The following is a 14673-nucleotide window of genomic DNA, read 5'->3' on the forward strand; positions in this document are numbered from 1 at the left end:
ATCGCGACGTTCGGCAAATCGGTTTGAAACGATTCCCTTACGTTGTCAGTTTTATTGTTCGCGACGATTCGCTCTTCGTGATCGCAATCCTTCACGGACGACGGGATGAGACGACATGGCAAGACCGTATTGATTAGGCGATGGCCTTTCGTGAACACGGCATGATTCAACATCCACATATGATGACCTCACCGTTGTGTCGCTTCACGCCGCGTTGCGATTGCAGCCATGCTTCGCAGTTCCCCGCGTAGCGAGCGTTCAATTTGTGACATTTCCGACAGATACGATTGCCTGGTCCTTGGCTGTCGAATTTCTTGTCACACTTCAGACACACCCTATTTGCGGGGCGATAGTTGTGGGCAAAGGCGACCATCGGTTTCCTCAATTCGGACGATTGCTTTGCCGCCCTTAATCGGACAGCGTTTGTGGATGGAGAGATCGACGATTTGGTTATCGTCTTCGTACGCACCGCCGTGCTGGAGTGCATCGAGCAGTGCTTTGAGCACGTTGTCGATGTCACGTCGGCGACGATCGGGCGGGTGAATCAACACATCGACCGACAGCGGGCCGGTGATGGGGCGGACCTCCATGTCACGAAGCAAACGGCAAACGTCACGACGAAATTCGCGACCACCTTTGCTGATCAACGTCCGCGGCCCCACCCGCCGCCAGTAATGATTGATACTGGGAGGGTGGGGCACTTCGACGAGCAACACGCTCAGCGTTTCCACGGCGCGGTCGACGCTGGCGCCGAATCAGCGACTGGAGCGGTTGCCGTTGCAGAATAGCCACGGATTTCGTTCTGCATATCGCCGGTGTCGATGCGACGTTTTAGCCGAACGCTGATCACCATCGGCAACGAATGCAGTTCTTGACTGTCCTTGGCAATCATTACACCGGCGGCACGGCAGATCGCTGACAATTCCGCTTGAGCGATTTGCACGGCGGTTTCGTTCGGGTTGTCGAGGTTCAAACGAACCCACAACAAACGGCCCTTGAACTCACCATCGATGATCTCGAACGTGAGTTGCAAGTATTGTCCGGTGCCCGCCTTCGTCGGCTTCATCTCGCTGTCCGTGATCACGGCAACGTACTTGCCGGCGGGAATCGGTTCGAGCGAGTTGGTGGGTTCGACTTGGTTGGCATCAAAGTTGAGTGTAGCCATTGCATTTTCCTTGGGTTTGAAACGGGATAGAAAGGAGTTGGATAGTTCAGTTGGTTGACATGGCGTTGATGAACGCCGACCACGAAAGCGGCAGTTCTTCGGCGATTCCGTAGCGGTTCTTCGCCACGCAGGTCGGTGAGCCGTAGGCACGAATGACACGTTCGCCGCCGTCTTTGCCGATGGCATGAGCGATGGTTCGTTTGCGGTTAAAGCCTCCATCTTCGCTCTGCGTTCGCATCTTGCGAGTGGCGAACAAAACAGCGTCGCACCACTCTTTCACGAGGGCCGCAGCGTGTTTGTGGAGTCGCGGCGAATAGCGGTCGTAGGGCGAGCTTTCCGGATCCTCAAATCGCTCGACTTTGGAGTGAGCGATCAACACGATCACCATGCCACGCGAACGCAACACGCCGAGCAGGTCGAGTACTTCACGCCATAGCGACAACGCGTGCATGTAGCCGCGGGCGTAGCCTCCGTCGACCTTTTCGATTGACTCGACCCCGTATTGATGGCACAACTTGTCCCAGACAAGACGTTCGAGCCAATCGAGCGAGTCGATCACAACCGATTCGTAATCATGCTTCTCATTGACGAGCGTTTTCAGTACTGCGATGACTTCATCGAACTTTGTCGCCAATGGGAATCGATCGCAGTCGATCTCGTCGAGGCCATCTTCGGTTTGAATGAAGATTGGCTTAGGGGCTTCGCTGCCGAAGGTCGATTTCCCGATGCCTTCGACCCCGTAAAGTAGGACACGCGGTGGTTTAGATTGTTTGCCGGACTGGATGGTTTCAAGCATGGTAGTTTTCTCCGTGGTAGGTGTTATTGATTCGGTGTCTTTCAGCGGTGTCGCAGTGAATACTGGCCCCATTGCGACGTGTCCCGTTGCAATGGTTGGGGTAAAGCGACTTGGTGACGCATTCATCGCAAGTCGGAAAATCCTTTCGGATCGAGATCATGGGGCTCCCGCATCGCCAGCAACGAGTTTGCCTGGGATCGGTCACAGCGACGGGATCGGTTCGACATCGAAGTTGCCGTCGCGGTCACTCGTAACGAGGTAGTGTTTGAAGTCCACTTGGACAACAAAACGCTGGTCGCCACCGAGTTGCTTACGAAGCGATTTGCAACACGATGTGAATTCTTTCGACGCGTCGTTGAATCGCTCAGCAGATCGCAGATAGCATCCGACGGCCAAAGAAAGTGCCACGCGGCGTTCGATATCAAGGGCAATGGTGGACATAGTGTTCCTTTGGTTGGTGGATTAAGTTGGTTGGTGAGACATGCTCGTCTACCCCTTGAACTACTCCACCAGCGATGGGACTGACGGAGCAAATAGCAAACTTTTCAGGCAAGGTAGTCGCGAAGGCCCGCTTCCTCGAACTTTTCCGCTACCTGCCGAAGCCATCCGTTGAGCGTCGATCGCGGTACGCCCATCAATTCGGAAACTCGAACCATCGGATTCGATTTTCGAAGTTCCAGCATCCGTTGCCATGGCTCGGGCAACGTCGCGATCATTGCCGCCATGTCCTCGGCCAGTTCACGCAGTTCGTCGTCCGACCGACGCTCGATTTGCAGACGAGCGTTTTTGACGGATTCATCGAGTGTGTATTGCAACTCCGTCGGCAACTCGCCGGGCACAAAGACCTCGACATTGAGTGATTGGACGTACCCGGAGCCGGCTTTCTGGGTCAATCGCTTCTTGAGGTAGCTCGTCACGAAACGCTCGACAACGGTCGTGACGAACACATTGCGGTGAGCGATCTCGGGATTAAACGATTGCATCGCCTCGATCAAATGGGCGAGAATCGTCTGTTCGATCGTGGGTGCATCCTGTTTGCTCAATCCGGGACGCATGATGATCTGCTGCGTCTTGCGGTGGATGATGCCGCGAGCGAACTTGTCAGCGATGATGTCGTGTGAGGTGTTTGGATGTTCGTCCGAAGAATGGGGCATGGTTGCCAGTCCTTGGCCGGAAAACCGATGCCACGTCCAAAGCAACAGACCGTCCCGGTGGGGGCTGGAAGCGGCATGGCTTGCTTCGGCAAAAGATTTGTCAGAAGCGTTCATGGCCTGTCAAACGCCACTGGCGAAAAGTCCCACCCGGCCGGAATTTTCAGAGATGTTTCCCATGGAAAAAGCCGCAAACCCAACGATTTGCGGCTTCAAGTGAATTCAATCTTTTTCGAGTTTGCAGATTTGGCATCCGCGAAAAGTGCCAAGCGTTAGCTTTCTGGCTCGATGCGAAACACACATCGCCAACCCTTTTTGTCCTCCGTCAGTTCGATTGGATCACCGGCGATGCGAAAGAAAGCACGCAAGGTGGCAGACAATACCTCGCGACGCTTCTTGTTCTTGCGACAGGCCGCCGGTGAGTTCCAAGTCATCAGCCCATATCCCTTGGCAAAGTTTGCCAACAGTTCCCACTGCTTCGTTGGCTGTCGATTCCGAGCGTCGACCAACCCCATTTGAGAATAGAGATAGATGCCCGTCTGGTCGTGAACCGAGATGCGGACCGAGTGTTGGTCGACAAACCGAATCGATACATCAGACCAGATGCAACCAGCTGGAGTGGCAAACCCGATGTTGGGATTCGCTGCATCGGTGTTGGGCAGGTGTTTTTCGCGAAACGCGTTCAGTTGGCTTGTCGCGGAATCCGCAAAAACAAGTTCACCACGTTTATCGAGCGACGCAAACTGATCGAGCGTCAACAGCAACCCGTTATGACGCTCAAGCCGCCGTTGAGTCCGATCGTCGATTGGTTCATCGCCCCACTGAATGAGAATGAACGGTCCATCACTGCGATCGGTCGCAAACAACACCGCATCACTGATACGGTAGCATTGCAAGAACACCGGAAACGAAACGCCGGCGAGCGGTGAGTCGACCCCAATCTGGCAGGCCGGATCGTTGTGCATCCGTTCAAAACGAACGTCAAAACCGAAGTGCGCAGCCAGACATTCGGTTAGCCGGCCGAAGTCAAACCGATAAATCGCCATCTCACACGTCTGCACTTCAACGCGACGACCCTGGTCCTCGTCGATGGCGATGTAAACGTGCGGCGAATCCTCGACGACTCTGTGCCAAACATAGTCGGACCCGAGTTTCGGGATATGAGTCGCGTATTGATCCGTTGGCCGCAACCATGGCAGGACGCTCGCGAACCGATCACGCAGTAGGTTCCGCCAATGTGCCCGAGACGTTTCCGATTGACGAACTGAGCGAACCGCTTTCCAAACCGGCTCCCGGTAACGCGAACGGTTTGATTTGGTGACCATTGCTGAACCCTCGTTTTCGCAAGAAATCTTCGATCACATCGGCATCTCCGTCTCGACCGAAGGCCGCAAAGTTGGGCGGCTTGATCGTACATGAACGAATTCGACGCGAGTCCGCGAACCGCAACGAAATCCTGGCTTCCACTATACGCACCTCTTCGTCGTACATGCTGAACGCCGCGATGCGTTCTTCAAGCACATCAATCAGTGCCTCGCGATCCGTTCGGATGTACTCGGGAATGCCACCTGACAATGCGATCTTCACGCTGACCAGCGATGCGTCGAGCAACTCATCAATGTCCGCGACAGATAACGCATCCCGGCCGTCGATTACAAGTGGATCTGCGGTCCAGATGTCGCCGTCGGGGAACATCTCCTCGTCGTCAAAAAAGCACTCGCCGAACGCCGCACGGTACATTTGCCGACGAGTCAGAGTCGCTGCGTTGATCTTCAATTCGCCAGCCAGTTTGTTCAATTCCAACATCGCTTCGCCACGTGGCCGGCTATGTCGATCGACTGGCTGTCCATTCTCAACCAGCTTGATCGCTTTGAGCGGCGATCCATGGCTGACCAAAAGTCGCAACATCGTATCGGTTTCTTCCATCGTTACGTCAACAAATGGGCCGCATCGCTTTTCAATGTGGTACTGCGACACGAGTCTTTGAAACGCCAGTCGCCGTGGTTCAAGCGGCAGCAACAGCTCCGGGGGTTCGCTCGTCTTGGCCTGAAAGTACTGAAACGACTTTCGCGTTTGCACACGCTCCCATCGGAGGATCTCTTCTGCATCGTCATGGTGACGCAAGTAAGCCTCGACGGCAACATCCGCAATCGTCGAATTTTCCTCGTCATGGAACTCTGCCGCCAAACCCTCGATGCGATCGAGCAACTTCTCCATGCAATATTCGGTACAAAGATCGTTGACGAAATGAGCCGACTGCAACAACGCACGCGGTGTGTCATCGTCGGGTTGTCGGAGAATCAATCGTACCGAGTCGCGACATTTTTCGTCGATTGCACCTTGTGGAAGTTTTACGTCACGGATTTCCAGGTAGTCGGCGAAGGGGGCGAGGAATTCATGGAGTCGTTCGTGAGACACACTGTTGAAGATGTTGTGATGGGTCAATCGCAGATAGAGGTCAGACATGAGAGATTTTGCAATTCAAAGATTGTCGGTTTCATTTGCATCCGTGTGAAAGTTGTTCGATTCAGCGGTCCAAACACTGAAAAAGTGCGGGATCGGGCCGGCGATGGTTCCACCATCGCTGCGTCCATCGCGGGCGTCCTGCCGCTCATCCGTGGCCTAATTCCTGAGCGTCTCCTGACGACCGGCCCGATTCCCGCCTGCGTTTGCTATCATTGCGGGCCGGAGTGACAAGACTGGTCACTCGGGTCGCAAAAAAGCTCTCAGGTTTGTGAAGGTGCGGGTAGATGCCCCGAGCCGGCCGAATCTGGCGGCGTGCTCGCAGCGGGTTGGTGCGTAAGTGGCCTGTTCTTTGGAATCAACGGTTGTTCGTAGATGTCTGAATCAATGACTTTCACGACGTTTCCCTTCTTGGAAGCGAGTTCGAAAAATGAATGTTCAAGCATTATCCAAGTCGACGTGACAAGTCTGGTCACGCGGGTCAGAAAAAATGCTTGCAAACAAAATTCATTGCCAGCTGGACACATTTGGACCACGTCAAAACAGCCGAATCAAAAATTTCGGTTCGCCAGTTCGCACGATGCCAGAGTAGCTCAAGGGGTAGAGGCGGTGCGTTAACCGCCTAGCTCCTTTTCTCGTTTCGGAATCCGTACGTGCGAACCCAACCCAGCGAAACCCCAGAACACGAACTGCGAAATCGTCGTCGTGAAATCGTCTGCATCCTTGCCCGAGCCATCGTCCGATCGCGGCAAACTCACCCGATCCGCGGCAAATCCGAAGAACTCTCGCAAGACTCGGATAATTTTCGCTTGAACTCTCCCGAAACTCAGGGCTCTCTGTGACACGGCCGCGGTGAACGCACCCGGCCACTACCTTTCCAACCTGTCTCGGAGAAACCATGAGTAGCACGATCACCAGAGAGCTTGCCGATTTGAAACGCATGAGCGTCGGCGAACTGCAAATCAAGTACGTCGAAGTGTTCGGCGAAGCGACCACCGGAAGAAACAAAGCCTGGTTGCAAAAACGAATCGCTTGGCGAATCCAAGCCAACCAATTCGGCGGCCTCACCAACCGAGCCATCGAGAGGGCATCGCAGCTTGCCAATGAAGCCGACTTGCGAGTGTCCGCGCCCAAAGAATCGGCGAGGAAGCCCAAACCAAAAGCGACCTTAATATCAGGCCCACACGACGCCCGCCTTCCGCCGGTCGGTGACTATATCGTTCGCGCCTACAAGGGCCAGGAGTACGTCGTTACTGTTCTTCAACTGGGCTTTGAATACGAAGGCCAAACCTACAAAACGCTTTCAGCCATCGCGACGGAAATCACCGGCCAGCATTGGAACGGCTTTCGTTTCTTCAACCTCACCAAACCAAAGGCCGCCCGATGAAACGCGAACGACTCAAGATTGTCCGCTGCGCCATTTACACCCGGAAGTCAACCGATATAGGACTCGAACAAGAATTCAACAGCCTGGATGCCCAGCGTGAAGCCGGTGAAGCATTCATTGCCAGCCAAAGGCACGAAGGCTGGGAATGTATCGAAACGCGATACGACGACGGCGGCTTTTCCGGCGGGAACCTCGAGCGGCCGGCGATGAAACGACTGATGGAAGATATCGAAGCCGGCAAGATCGACTGTGTTGTCGTCTATAAGGTAGATCGCCTCAGCCGTTCATTGATGGACTTCTCACGCTTGATGGAGACGTTTGACAAATACGAAGTTGCCTTCGTATCGGTTACACAGCAGTTCAACACGGCCAGTTCGATGGGCCGACTGATCTTGAATGTGCTGTTGTCCTTCGCCCAATTTGAACGAGAAATGATCTCCGAGCGAACCCGCGACAAGATCGCCGCGACTCGGCGCAAAGGCAAATGGTGCGGAGGCATCCCAATCCTCGGCTACACCGTCGAAGACACCAAACTGATCGTCATGCCGCACGAGGCCGAACGGATTCGCCAGTTATTTGACATCTACTTGCAAACACGTTCCTTGATCGACACCGCCAAAGAAGCGAACGAAAGAGGTTGGCGAACCAAACAATGGACAACGAAGAAAGGCAACATCCGGGGCGGCGTTGAGTTCAACAAGAACCGCATCCACCAACTTCTGACCAACGTCACCTATCTCGGTAAGCTGACCTACAAAGATGAAGTTCACGAGGGCCAACACCAGGCGATCGTTGACACCGAAACTTTCGACCGAGTCGCTCGTTCGCTCAAACGCAATGGCACCACCAGCATGATGCAAGCAAGCACCAAATTTGACGGCATGCTCCGAGGTATCCTTCGCTGCGTAGGATGCAACCGTATCATGTTGCACACATCCACCGGCCGCGGCCCCAAACGCTATCGCTATTACGTCTGCAGCAAAGCCGACAAACAAGGATACGAAGCCTGCGATTCACCGTCAATTCCTGCCGGACAAATCGAGGACTTCGTTGTCAGGGAACTGCGGACGATCGCCGCTGACGATGAACTCATTCGTGATATTTACGACCGTGCACACGAGCAATCAAGGGAAAAAGTCACAGACCAACATAATGAAATGAATTTGTTGCAAGAACGCATCCGCAACGACTACAAAGAACTGAACCACTTCGCCACCAACAAAGCATCGGTCGACCACATTGCCGCCGTACAGGAGCGAATCACCGACAACGAACAGCGATACAACTCGCTGAAACTTTTGGTTGACCAGCATCGCGACGAAACGATCAGTTATGTCGAAATCCGCGATGCGTTACATCAGTTCGACGAAATGTGGGATGCAATGTCAAGGAAAGAACGGTGCCGACTGATCGAGCTTATCATCCAAACGGTGAACTTCGACGCAGCGGCGGGTACGATCGACATCCTCTTTCAAACGACTGGAATCAAGACACTCTGTCCAGACTTCAACCTTTTGGAGACCGCCCAATGAAAACTATCCCGTCTGTTCAACGAACTTTCCACGTTTCCCGAGCCGAGCACGGAGAACGACGCATCCGACCCGGCGTCGCCCCACCACGCCCCACACTTGGCCGACTGCCGCGACTAACTCGCATTATGGCGTTAGCGATCCACTTCGACCGAGTGCTATTGTCCGGCCGATTCGCGTCCCAAGCCGACCTCGCCCGCGCCGGCCAAGTCACTCGCGCCCGCCTCACCCAGATCCTCAACCTCACCACCCTCGCTCCCGACATCCAAGAGCAGATCCTTCACCTGGCAGCGTATTCAAAAGGCCGAGCCCCGCTCACCGAACGCCACGTCCGCCACATCGCCGCCGAACCGAACTGGGACAAGCAAAGAAAGCTATTCGACAAAGTGATGGACCGCATTGGTCGTAACGATCCGGCGTAGATTGAGCGTCCCGCTGTCAACTCTATGTGGCGCCAATTTGGCGATCAACCCGTCTCTGAGATTGAAGGTTGTATCGGACGCTTTCGTGTGAACATGGTTCACTAAATACTGAACTTTCCCGCTGATTGTGCTGTATCTGCGAACTCCCAAAAAAGGAGCGAGGGTAGTCTCGCGTAGAGAGGGCGAGTGTGACAAAGTCTCGGAAATCTTGGCGACAGGTGTGACTTAGCCGCTTGAGGTATGCGGGGTGCTTCTCGTAACTGTCTTGTCGGTACCACGAACGTTGGGTTCGCGGTCACGACGATGACTTTATACGAGAGAGGTTTCCACGTGAATCATTGGTGGGAAATTGAAATCCCGGATGCGGACGCTCCGCCTCTGGTACGGGCGGTGGCGTATTACCGGCACTCGGCTCAGGACCGGCAAGAGAACTCGATACCGATTCAACAGGATCAGGTTCGAGCGTGGGCGTCGGAACACGGCGTCGAAATCATCCGTGAGTTCTGTGATGCAGGACGATCGGGACTCAACTCCGAGGGCCGGCCGGCGTTCACGGAGATGATGGAGGAATGGATCTCAAAGCGGAATGATTTTGAGTACGTGTTGTGCTTGGACGTCAGCCGATGGGGACGCTTCCAAGACATTGATTTGTCGGCACAGTTCTCGGCGATCTGTAAGAAGAACGGCAAACAGGTCATCTATACGACGATCGGCAAACCGAAAGAAAACGATCCTCTCTATCCGGTCTACGTTCAGTTCGAGCGGTTCCGGGCGGCTCAATACAGTCGCGAATTGAGCGACAAGGTTTGGCGAGGCTGCGTGAAGATTGCCGAACAAGGTTACTTGGCCGGTGGCAAACCGCCATACGGATTGTCGCGGTTGTTGCTTGACGAGAAACGTGAACCGCTACATGTTCTGGAAGCTGGCCAGCACAAGGGCATCCAAAACCAGAGGGTGACACTGACCGAAGGGCCGCCGGAGCAAGTCGCAGTCATTCGCCGGATCTATGACGAGTTTGTAGAGCGTGGCTACTCGGAATACAAGATCGCCGAGGGCCTTAACGACGATGGGATTCCGTCGCCGAGCAACGGGCGTTGGGGCGCGGGTGGCGTGATCGCTCGGCTCCGCAACGAAAAGTATGCCGGAACGATGGTCTATAACCGAACGTCCGGCAAGTTGAAGACGCCCACCGTGCCGAACCCCGTTGAAGAATGGGTTCGGACAACGGACGCGTTTTCCGGCATCATTGAGTTTGATCTGTTTGTGCGGGCACAAGAGATCCTTCGGAAGCGCAAACAGCGATACGACCCCGATTACATGCTGAGGATGCTTGACGAGCTCTATCGTTCACGCGGCATGGTGCGGCCGGGGTTGATGCGGCTCGATGAAGAGTTTCCGTCGGCTTGTTCGTACGCTCGGCAATTCGGGTCGATCGACCAAGCCTTTCAGAACCTGTTCGACGGAGAACGCGGCAAGGCTCGCGATAACGTTCACGAACAGATCCGCGGCCACATTCCCGAGACGACGACCTATTCCGACTTCTTGGTGCTCGACAAGAAGTTGACGGTCTCGATTCAACCGGCCGTGCCGATGCCGCACGGTTACGAATCGTACTGGCCCATCCGACGCGATCCACGATCGGTCATCGACATGACGCTTGGTGTACTTCTTTCCGAGCCGGCCGACTTCAAGATCCTCGGATTCATTGCTCTGCCGCGGTTCGGATCGGATTCAAAACCGATTCGCTATACCAGTTCATCGGTCCGCACCGAATTGTTCGGCCGGACGGATCTTCAGTTCCTTCAAAACCTACTTTAACGGAGACCCATTATGGAACCACTCAACAACATCTGCCCCATCGCCGAGCGGCGGTACGAAGACGTGCCGATCGACAAGGTGAAAGTCATCAACTCCCGCAACCGCGATCAAGAACAATTCGACATGAACGTCGAGAGTATCGAAGGTGTCGGATTGATGAAACCGATTCGCGTCAACGACAAATTTCTTGAACCGAATGGAAAGTATGAGTTGATCTGCGGCGAAGGCCGACTTCTGGCTCACAAACAACTCGGCAAAACACATGTTCTGGCCGAGGTCGTGACTTGCACGCGGAAGGACGCCTTGCTCCAATCACTGATCGAGAACATCGCTCGAACAAAACCGGGCAGCATGGACTTCGCACGGGAACTCAAACGGCTTCACGATGAAGGTTGGGACTTCAAACGCATCGCGAAAGTTGCCTGCAAGACCGAGGACTACATTCGCAACTACATCCGTTTGGTTGAACAGGGTGAAGAACGACTGATCCACGGTGTCGAGACGGGCGTGTTTCCGATCAAGTTCGCGATCCAGGTTTCTGCGACGGAAGATTCGCAGATGCAGAACATCCTGATGGACGCATTCGATCACGGCATCGTGACGACCAACAACTTTGGTCAGGCAAGGCGGATCATCTCGGCACGAGCCAAACACACCAAACGGGCGACGGTCGATAAGACTTACACCGTCAACCAACTGGTCAGCGATATCGCCGAAACGACGAAGGTCAAAACATCATATGTCCGCGAAGCGAAATCAAAAGAAAATCGTTTCATGACGCTGTTGTCTGGCATCAACACGCTGTTCAAGGACGAGGCATTCGTAGCGATCGTGCGAGCTGCGAAGCTTGACAAGCAACCGGTGTTGTCGGGCGATTTTCAGTTTGAACCGATCGTCAACGAAGGAGGCCAATCATGACTTCCGGCAACGGTGCCCCTCGGGCCCAGGACATTTCGATTGTCAAACTCGTGCCGCGGAACGAACGCAAGGTGGCCAAGAAATACTCGCAGCGCATCGAGGCTAGCTTGCGAGCCGTTGGACTGATCGAACCGCTGATCGTGTTCCCGCTCGGCGACACGTACGAAATCCTCGATGGTTGCTTGCGGTATCGGATCTTGCTCGAACACGGTGTCGAAACGGTTCCGTGCTTGATCCATGACCAGCGAGATGGCTTTACAAGCAACCGTATGGTGAATCAGCTGAGTGCGTCGCAGGAAATGCGAATGCTTCGGAAATCGCTGGAGGAACTCGACGAGAAGACGATCGCGACGGCGCTCGGAATGCAAGGCATCGGGCACCGTTTGAACAAAGGCCTGCTGACAAAACTGCATCCCGACTTGGTCAAAGCGTTCAACGCGAACAAGATCAATCTGCTAACGGCGAAGGAACTGACGAACGTCAAACAGGATCGCCAACTCGAAATTCTGAAGCTGATGCAATCGTGCAACGACTACTCGACGACGTTCGCCCGCGGGTTGGTGCTCAAGACGCCGGTGGCGAAACGCACCAAGGCGAATGGCAAGAAGTCACCTTGGACGGAAGCGGACGAGAAGAAGAGTCAGTTGCTCAAGAAGCTGCAAGAAGCCGAACAACAACAGGATTTCTATTCGGGGTTGTACCGGCAGTACACGACGAACCTGCTGAAGACGGTGATCTACGTTCGGCAGTTGCTGGGCAACGCTGAAGTGAAAGCGTACTTGACCGAACACCACGCGGAGCTGACGACGATCTTTGAACAAATCCTTGAAAACACGGAGGGTTGAACGATGAAGCAGCGCAAATGGACAAAAGAAATTGTCGTTGAACGATTGAAGCAGTGGCGTGCCGACGGCGTCCAGGTAAAGATGCTTTGGCGGCAAGACCCAGCGATGACTTCGCGTGCGACATCCCTGTTCGGTTCGTGGAGAAAAGCACTGGCAGCGGCCGGCATCGTGTCAGCCCGCACGCAGTGGTCGCGAAAACTCGTCATCGATCGATTAAGGCTGACTCGCGGACAGGGGCTGGATGTGGATCCACTTCTGGTCAGCGCAGCGACGCGATATTTTGGGACGATGCGAGCGGCCTGCAAAGCCGCTGGCGTGCCGTGTTTGACCAGTACCCCGCCGCACCGGGAGTGGGATCGAGACAAAGCAATCGAAGAAATTGGGCGGCGTCACAACCAAGGCCATTCGTTGCGGGCGACCGCTCGCGAAGATCCAGCGTTATACGCAGCCGGCAAACGCCTATTCGGTACCTGGACGAAAGCCCGTGCCGCGGCTGGGCATCCGATCCCCGGCAAGATCGTGTTGTCCGCCGAAGAAGTGATTGATGCGATGCAGAAGCATGTTGCCGACGGCGGTTCGCTGCCAAAGCTTGCCGTTGACAACACATTGCTCCAACGGTCGGCTCGTCACCATTTCGGACGATGGTCCGATGCCGTAGATGCGGCAGGGTTCAAGGCGAAGCGTCGTCAACGGTGGGACAAGCGTTCGGTGATCGCGGCGATGCGACAGCGTCATGCCGATGGGTTTGAGCTTCGCAAAGCGTGGCGTGAAGACAAGTCGCTGTTTCGCGGAGCATGCCGGCATTTCGGAGGTTGGCGAAACGCGATGCGAGTTGCCGGCTTTGAACCAATCAAAGCCGAACGCTGGAGTAAGCAACGCATCATTGAACGACTACGCGCATGGGCTGAGCGCCCCGACGACACGGATCTCGGTACCTCCGACCAAGCATTGTCATCCGCTGCCTGCCGATTCTTCGGCAGCCATGAAGCTGCGTTTGAAGCCACCGGGATCGAGTCGCCAGCCAAACGCTGGACCAAGGAGCGCGTCGTCGCGGCCATCCAAGATCGTTTTATAGCCGGCGATGCTTCGGACAAAATCGGCTTCGGTGACGAAAAACTAGCGAGTGCCGCTTACAGACACTTCGGATCTTGGCCTGCCGCAGTGGAAGCTGCCGGATTGATTGACAAAGTCATGTTCAAACCACAGCTTCGCCGGTGGAACCAGCAACGAGTGATCGCGGAGATTCAAGCTTGGCATGATTCGGGGCATCGACTGGCCGAGGTCAGTCGTAAGTACGGCGCGCTCTTTCACGCTGCCCGAACACACTTCGGTACGTGGAACAAAGCCGTCATCGCAGCCGACCTCGAGCCGGAACGACGTTTCTACACCAAGGCTGAAATCCTTGACATGATCCGGCGACGCCGCGAGGCCGGCGAATCACTCAGCAGTGGGCACCCGGATGTTCGCAACCTTGCGATGTTGACCATCCGGCATTTCGGAACTTGGCGAAAGGGACTGGCTGCTGCTGGTGTCGTTCAGTTCGGGCGAAAGAAGGTGGCGTCATGATTCGTGAAGCCATCATCCGTAAGATCGTCGAGCGTGACTTGGCTGGAGACAGTTTGCTCGAAGACGAAGTCCGCCGCGACGAAGAACTCTTGCACGCCGCCGCGATCGAAGATTTCGGTTCGTGGGAGACAGCGCTGGAATACTCTGGAGTCCGTGCCCGCGACGTTGGCCGCAGTCGCGATCTAGGGGCCGAGCGGACCGCACAACAACTCCGCCGTTTGTGTACGACAGGCTACGACCTCGGGGCCTTGGTAAACCGGAGCCGCGACCGCCCGCTCTACGAAGCCGCGCTCCGCCACCACGGAAGTTGGCGAGCCGCCCTGACGGCCGCCGGCATCAGTCTCGCCAACGTCTCCCGCCGCCGCCCCGAGAATTTTGACCGCGAGACCATGATCCTCTGGCTCCAACAACGCCAAGCCGCCGGCGAGTCATTGATTTACACCGAAGTCTGCCTCGAAAACCGAGACAAAGCGATGGCGATCCGGCGGACGTTCGGCAGTTGGAAAGCAGCCCTCGCGATGGCCAAAATCGAGTAACCAGCAGAGTCGGAATGCAACGATCGTGCCGACTGCAACGATCACATGATCCTTCAACGTCCGGTAATCTGTACTAT

General features: G+C 55.2%; 15 protein-coding genes. 8 read left to right on the top strand and 7 right to left on the bottom strand.

Translation table 11 applies throughout. From position 1 onward, the window contains the following. Window positions 1-335: 335 nt before the first annotated feature. From Q31b_RS17710 to Q31b_RS17740, 7 genes are all read right to left on the bottom strand, one after another. Complete coding sequence (locus Q31b_RS17710; RefSeq protein WP_146601007.1) at window positions 336-716, bottom strand: RusA family crossover junction endodeoxyribonuclease; 381 nt, start codon at window positions 714-716, stop codon at window positions 336-338. A gap of 2 nt (window positions 717-718) precedes the next feature. Next, window positions 719-1165, bottom strand: coding sequence for a DUF669 domain-containing protein (locus tag Q31b_RS17715; RefSeq protein WP_146601008.1), 447 nt, complete (start codon window positions 1163-1165; stop codon window positions 719-721). A 46-nt stretch (window positions 1166-1211) separates the two neighbouring features. After that, a complete protein-coding gene (locus Q31b_RS17720) occupies window positions 1212-1961 on the bottom strand; it encodes an ATP-binding protein (RefSeq protein ID WP_197171752.1) in 750 nt (249 codons plus the stop codon). 201 nt (window positions 1962-2162) lie between these two features. Then, entirely contained in the window at window positions 2163-2402 is a 240-nt protein-coding gene (locus Q31b_RS17725; protein ID WP_146601009.1) for a hypothetical protein, read from the bottom strand. Window positions 2403-2506: 104 nt separating this feature from the next. After that, on the bottom strand, window positions 2507-3115 hold the full coding sequence (locus Q31b_RS17730) for a hypothetical protein (RefSeq protein WP_146601010.1): 609 nt from the start codon (window positions 3113-3115) through the stop codon (window positions 2507-2509). Window positions 3116-3384: 269 nt separating this feature from the next. After that, on the bottom strand, window positions 3385-4437 hold the full coding sequence (locus Q31b_RS17735; RefSeq protein WP_146601011.1) for a hypothetical protein: 1053 nt from the start codon (window positions 4435-4437) through the stop codon (window positions 3385-3387). Then, window positions 4328-5578 carry a hypothetical protein gene (locus Q31b_RS17740; protein ID WP_146601012.1) on the bottom strand — a complete coding sequence of 417 codons (1251 nt, stop codon included), beginning with the start codon at window positions 5576-5578 and terminating at the stop codon, window positions 4328-4330. Before Q31b_RS17740 ends, Q31b_RS17735 begins: the two co-directional genes overlap by 110 nt. An 895-nt stretch (window positions 5579-6473) precedes the next feature. Between Q31b_RS17740 and Q31b_RS17745 the strand changes: the two genes are divergently transcribed. The 8 genes from Q31b_RS17745 to Q31b_RS17780 all read left to right on the top strand — a co-directional run bounded on the left by Q31b_RS17745 (window position 6474) and on the right by Q31b_RS17780 (window position 14596). Then, window positions 6474-6962 (top strand): DUF2924 domain-containing protein, encoded by a 489-nt coding sequence (locus tag Q31b_RS17745; RefSeq protein WP_146601013.1) that lies wholly within the window; start codon window positions 6474-6476, stop codon window positions 6960-6962. Beyond that, window positions 6959-8494 carry a recombinase family protein gene (locus Q31b_RS17750; protein WP_146601014.1) on the top strand — a complete coding sequence of 512 codons (1536 nt, stop codon included), beginning with the start codon at window positions 6959-6961 and terminating at the stop codon, window positions 8492-8494. Before Q31b_RS17745 ends, Q31b_RS17750 begins: the two co-directional genes overlap by 4 nt. Further along, a complete protein-coding gene (locus Q31b_RS17755) occupies window positions 8491-8913 on the top strand; it encodes a hypothetical protein (protein ID WP_146601015.1) in 423 nt (140 codons plus the stop codon). Before Q31b_RS17750 ends, Q31b_RS17755 begins: the two co-directional genes overlap by 4 nt. 330 nt (window positions 8914-9243) lie before the next feature. Then, window positions 9244-10731 carry a recombinase family protein gene (locus Q31b_RS17760; RefSeq protein WP_197171754.1) on the top strand — a complete coding sequence of 496 codons (1488 nt, stop codon included), beginning with the start codon at window positions 9244-9246 and terminating at the stop codon, window positions 10729-10731. 12 nt (window positions 10732-10743) lie between these two features. Then, window positions 10744-11649: a ParB/RepB/Spo0J family partition protein gene (locus tag Q31b_RS17765; RefSeq protein ID WP_146601017.1), complete on the top strand. Its 906-nt coding sequence runs from the start codon at window positions 10744-10746 to the stop codon at window positions 11647-11649. Next, the gene (locus Q31b_RS17770) at window positions 11646-12494 is read left to right on the top strand and encodes a ParB/RepB/Spo0J family partition protein (protein ID WP_146601018.1); all 849 of its coding nucleotides are present in this window, start codon (window positions 11646-11648) and stop codon (window positions 12492-12494) included. The genes Q31b_RS17765 and Q31b_RS17770 overlap by 4 nt, the downstream gene beginning before the upstream one ends. Window positions 12495-12497: 3 nt before the next feature. Next, complete coding sequence (locus Q31b_RS17775; protein ID WP_146601019.1) at window positions 12498-14060, top strand: hypothetical protein; 1563 nt, start codon at window positions 12498-12500, stop codon at window positions 14058-14060. After that, window positions 14057-14596, top strand: a complete 540-nt coding sequence (locus tag Q31b_RS17780) for a hypothetical protein (protein WP_146601020.1) — start codon at window positions 14057-14059, stop codon at window positions 14594-14596. The genes Q31b_RS17775 and Q31b_RS17780 overlap by 4 nt, the downstream gene beginning before the upstream one ends. The last annotated feature ends 77 nt before the right edge of the window (window positions 14597-14673 follow it).

It is taken from the genome of Novipirellula aureliae, from assembly GCF_007860185.1.
Classification (GTDB): Bacteria; Planctomycetota; Planctomycetia; order Pirellulales; family Pirellulaceae; genus Novipirellula_A; species Novipirellula_A aureliae.

Bases quoted from the DNA above. Each gene is read 5' to 3' on its own strand.
- Q31b_RS17755 (WP_146601015.1), top strand. From the start codon at position 8,491: ATGAAAACTATCCCGTCTGTTCAACGAACTTTCCACGTTTCCCGAGCC.
- Q31b_RS17775 (WP_146601019.1), top strand. From the start codon at position 12,498: ATGAAGCAGCGCAAATGGACAAAAGAAATTGTCGTTGAACGATTGAAG.
- Q31b_RS17780 (WP_146601020.1), top strand. From the start codon at position 14,057: ATGATTCGTGAAGCCATCATCCGTAAGATCGTCGAGCGTGACTTGGCT.
- Q31b_RS17750 (WP_146601014.1), top strand. From the start codon at position 6,959: ATGAAACGCGAACGACTCAAGATTGTCCGCTGCGCCATTTACACCCGG.
- Q31b_RS17740 (WP_146601012.1), bottom strand. From the start codon at position 5,578: ATGTCTGACCTCTATCTGCGATTGACCCATCACAACATCTTCAACAGT.
- Q31b_RS17730 (WP_146601010.1), bottom strand. From the start codon at position 3,115: ATGCCCCATTCTTCGGACGAACATCCAAACACCTCACACGACATCATC.
- Q31b_RS17770 (WP_146601018.1), top strand. From the start codon at position 11,646: ATGACTTCCGGCAACGGTGCCCCTCGGGCCCAGGACATTTCGATTGTC.
- Q31b_RS17725 (WP_146601009.1), bottom strand. From the start codon at position 2,402: ATGTCCACCATTGCCCTTGATATCGAACGCCGCGTGGCACTTTCTTTG.
- Q31b_RS17765 (WP_146601017.1), top strand. From the start codon at position 10,744: ATGGAACCACTCAACAACATCTGCCCCATCGCCGAGCGGCGGTACGAA.
- Q31b_RS17735 (WP_146601011.1), bottom strand. From the start codon at position 4,437: ATGGTCACCAAATCAAACCGTTCGCGTTACCGGGAGCCGGTTTGGAAA.
- Q31b_RS17720 (WP_197171752.1), bottom strand. From the start codon at position 1,961: ATGCTTGAAACCATCCAGTCCGGCAAACAATCTAAACCACCGCGTGTC.
- Q31b_RS17715 (WP_146601008.1), bottom strand. From the start codon at position 1,165: ATGGCTACACTCAACTTTGATGCCAACCAAGTCGAACCCACCAACTCG.
- Q31b_RS17745 (WP_146601013.1), top strand. From the start codon at position 6,474: ATGAGTAGCACGATCACCAGAGAGCTTGCCGATTTGAAACGCATGAGC.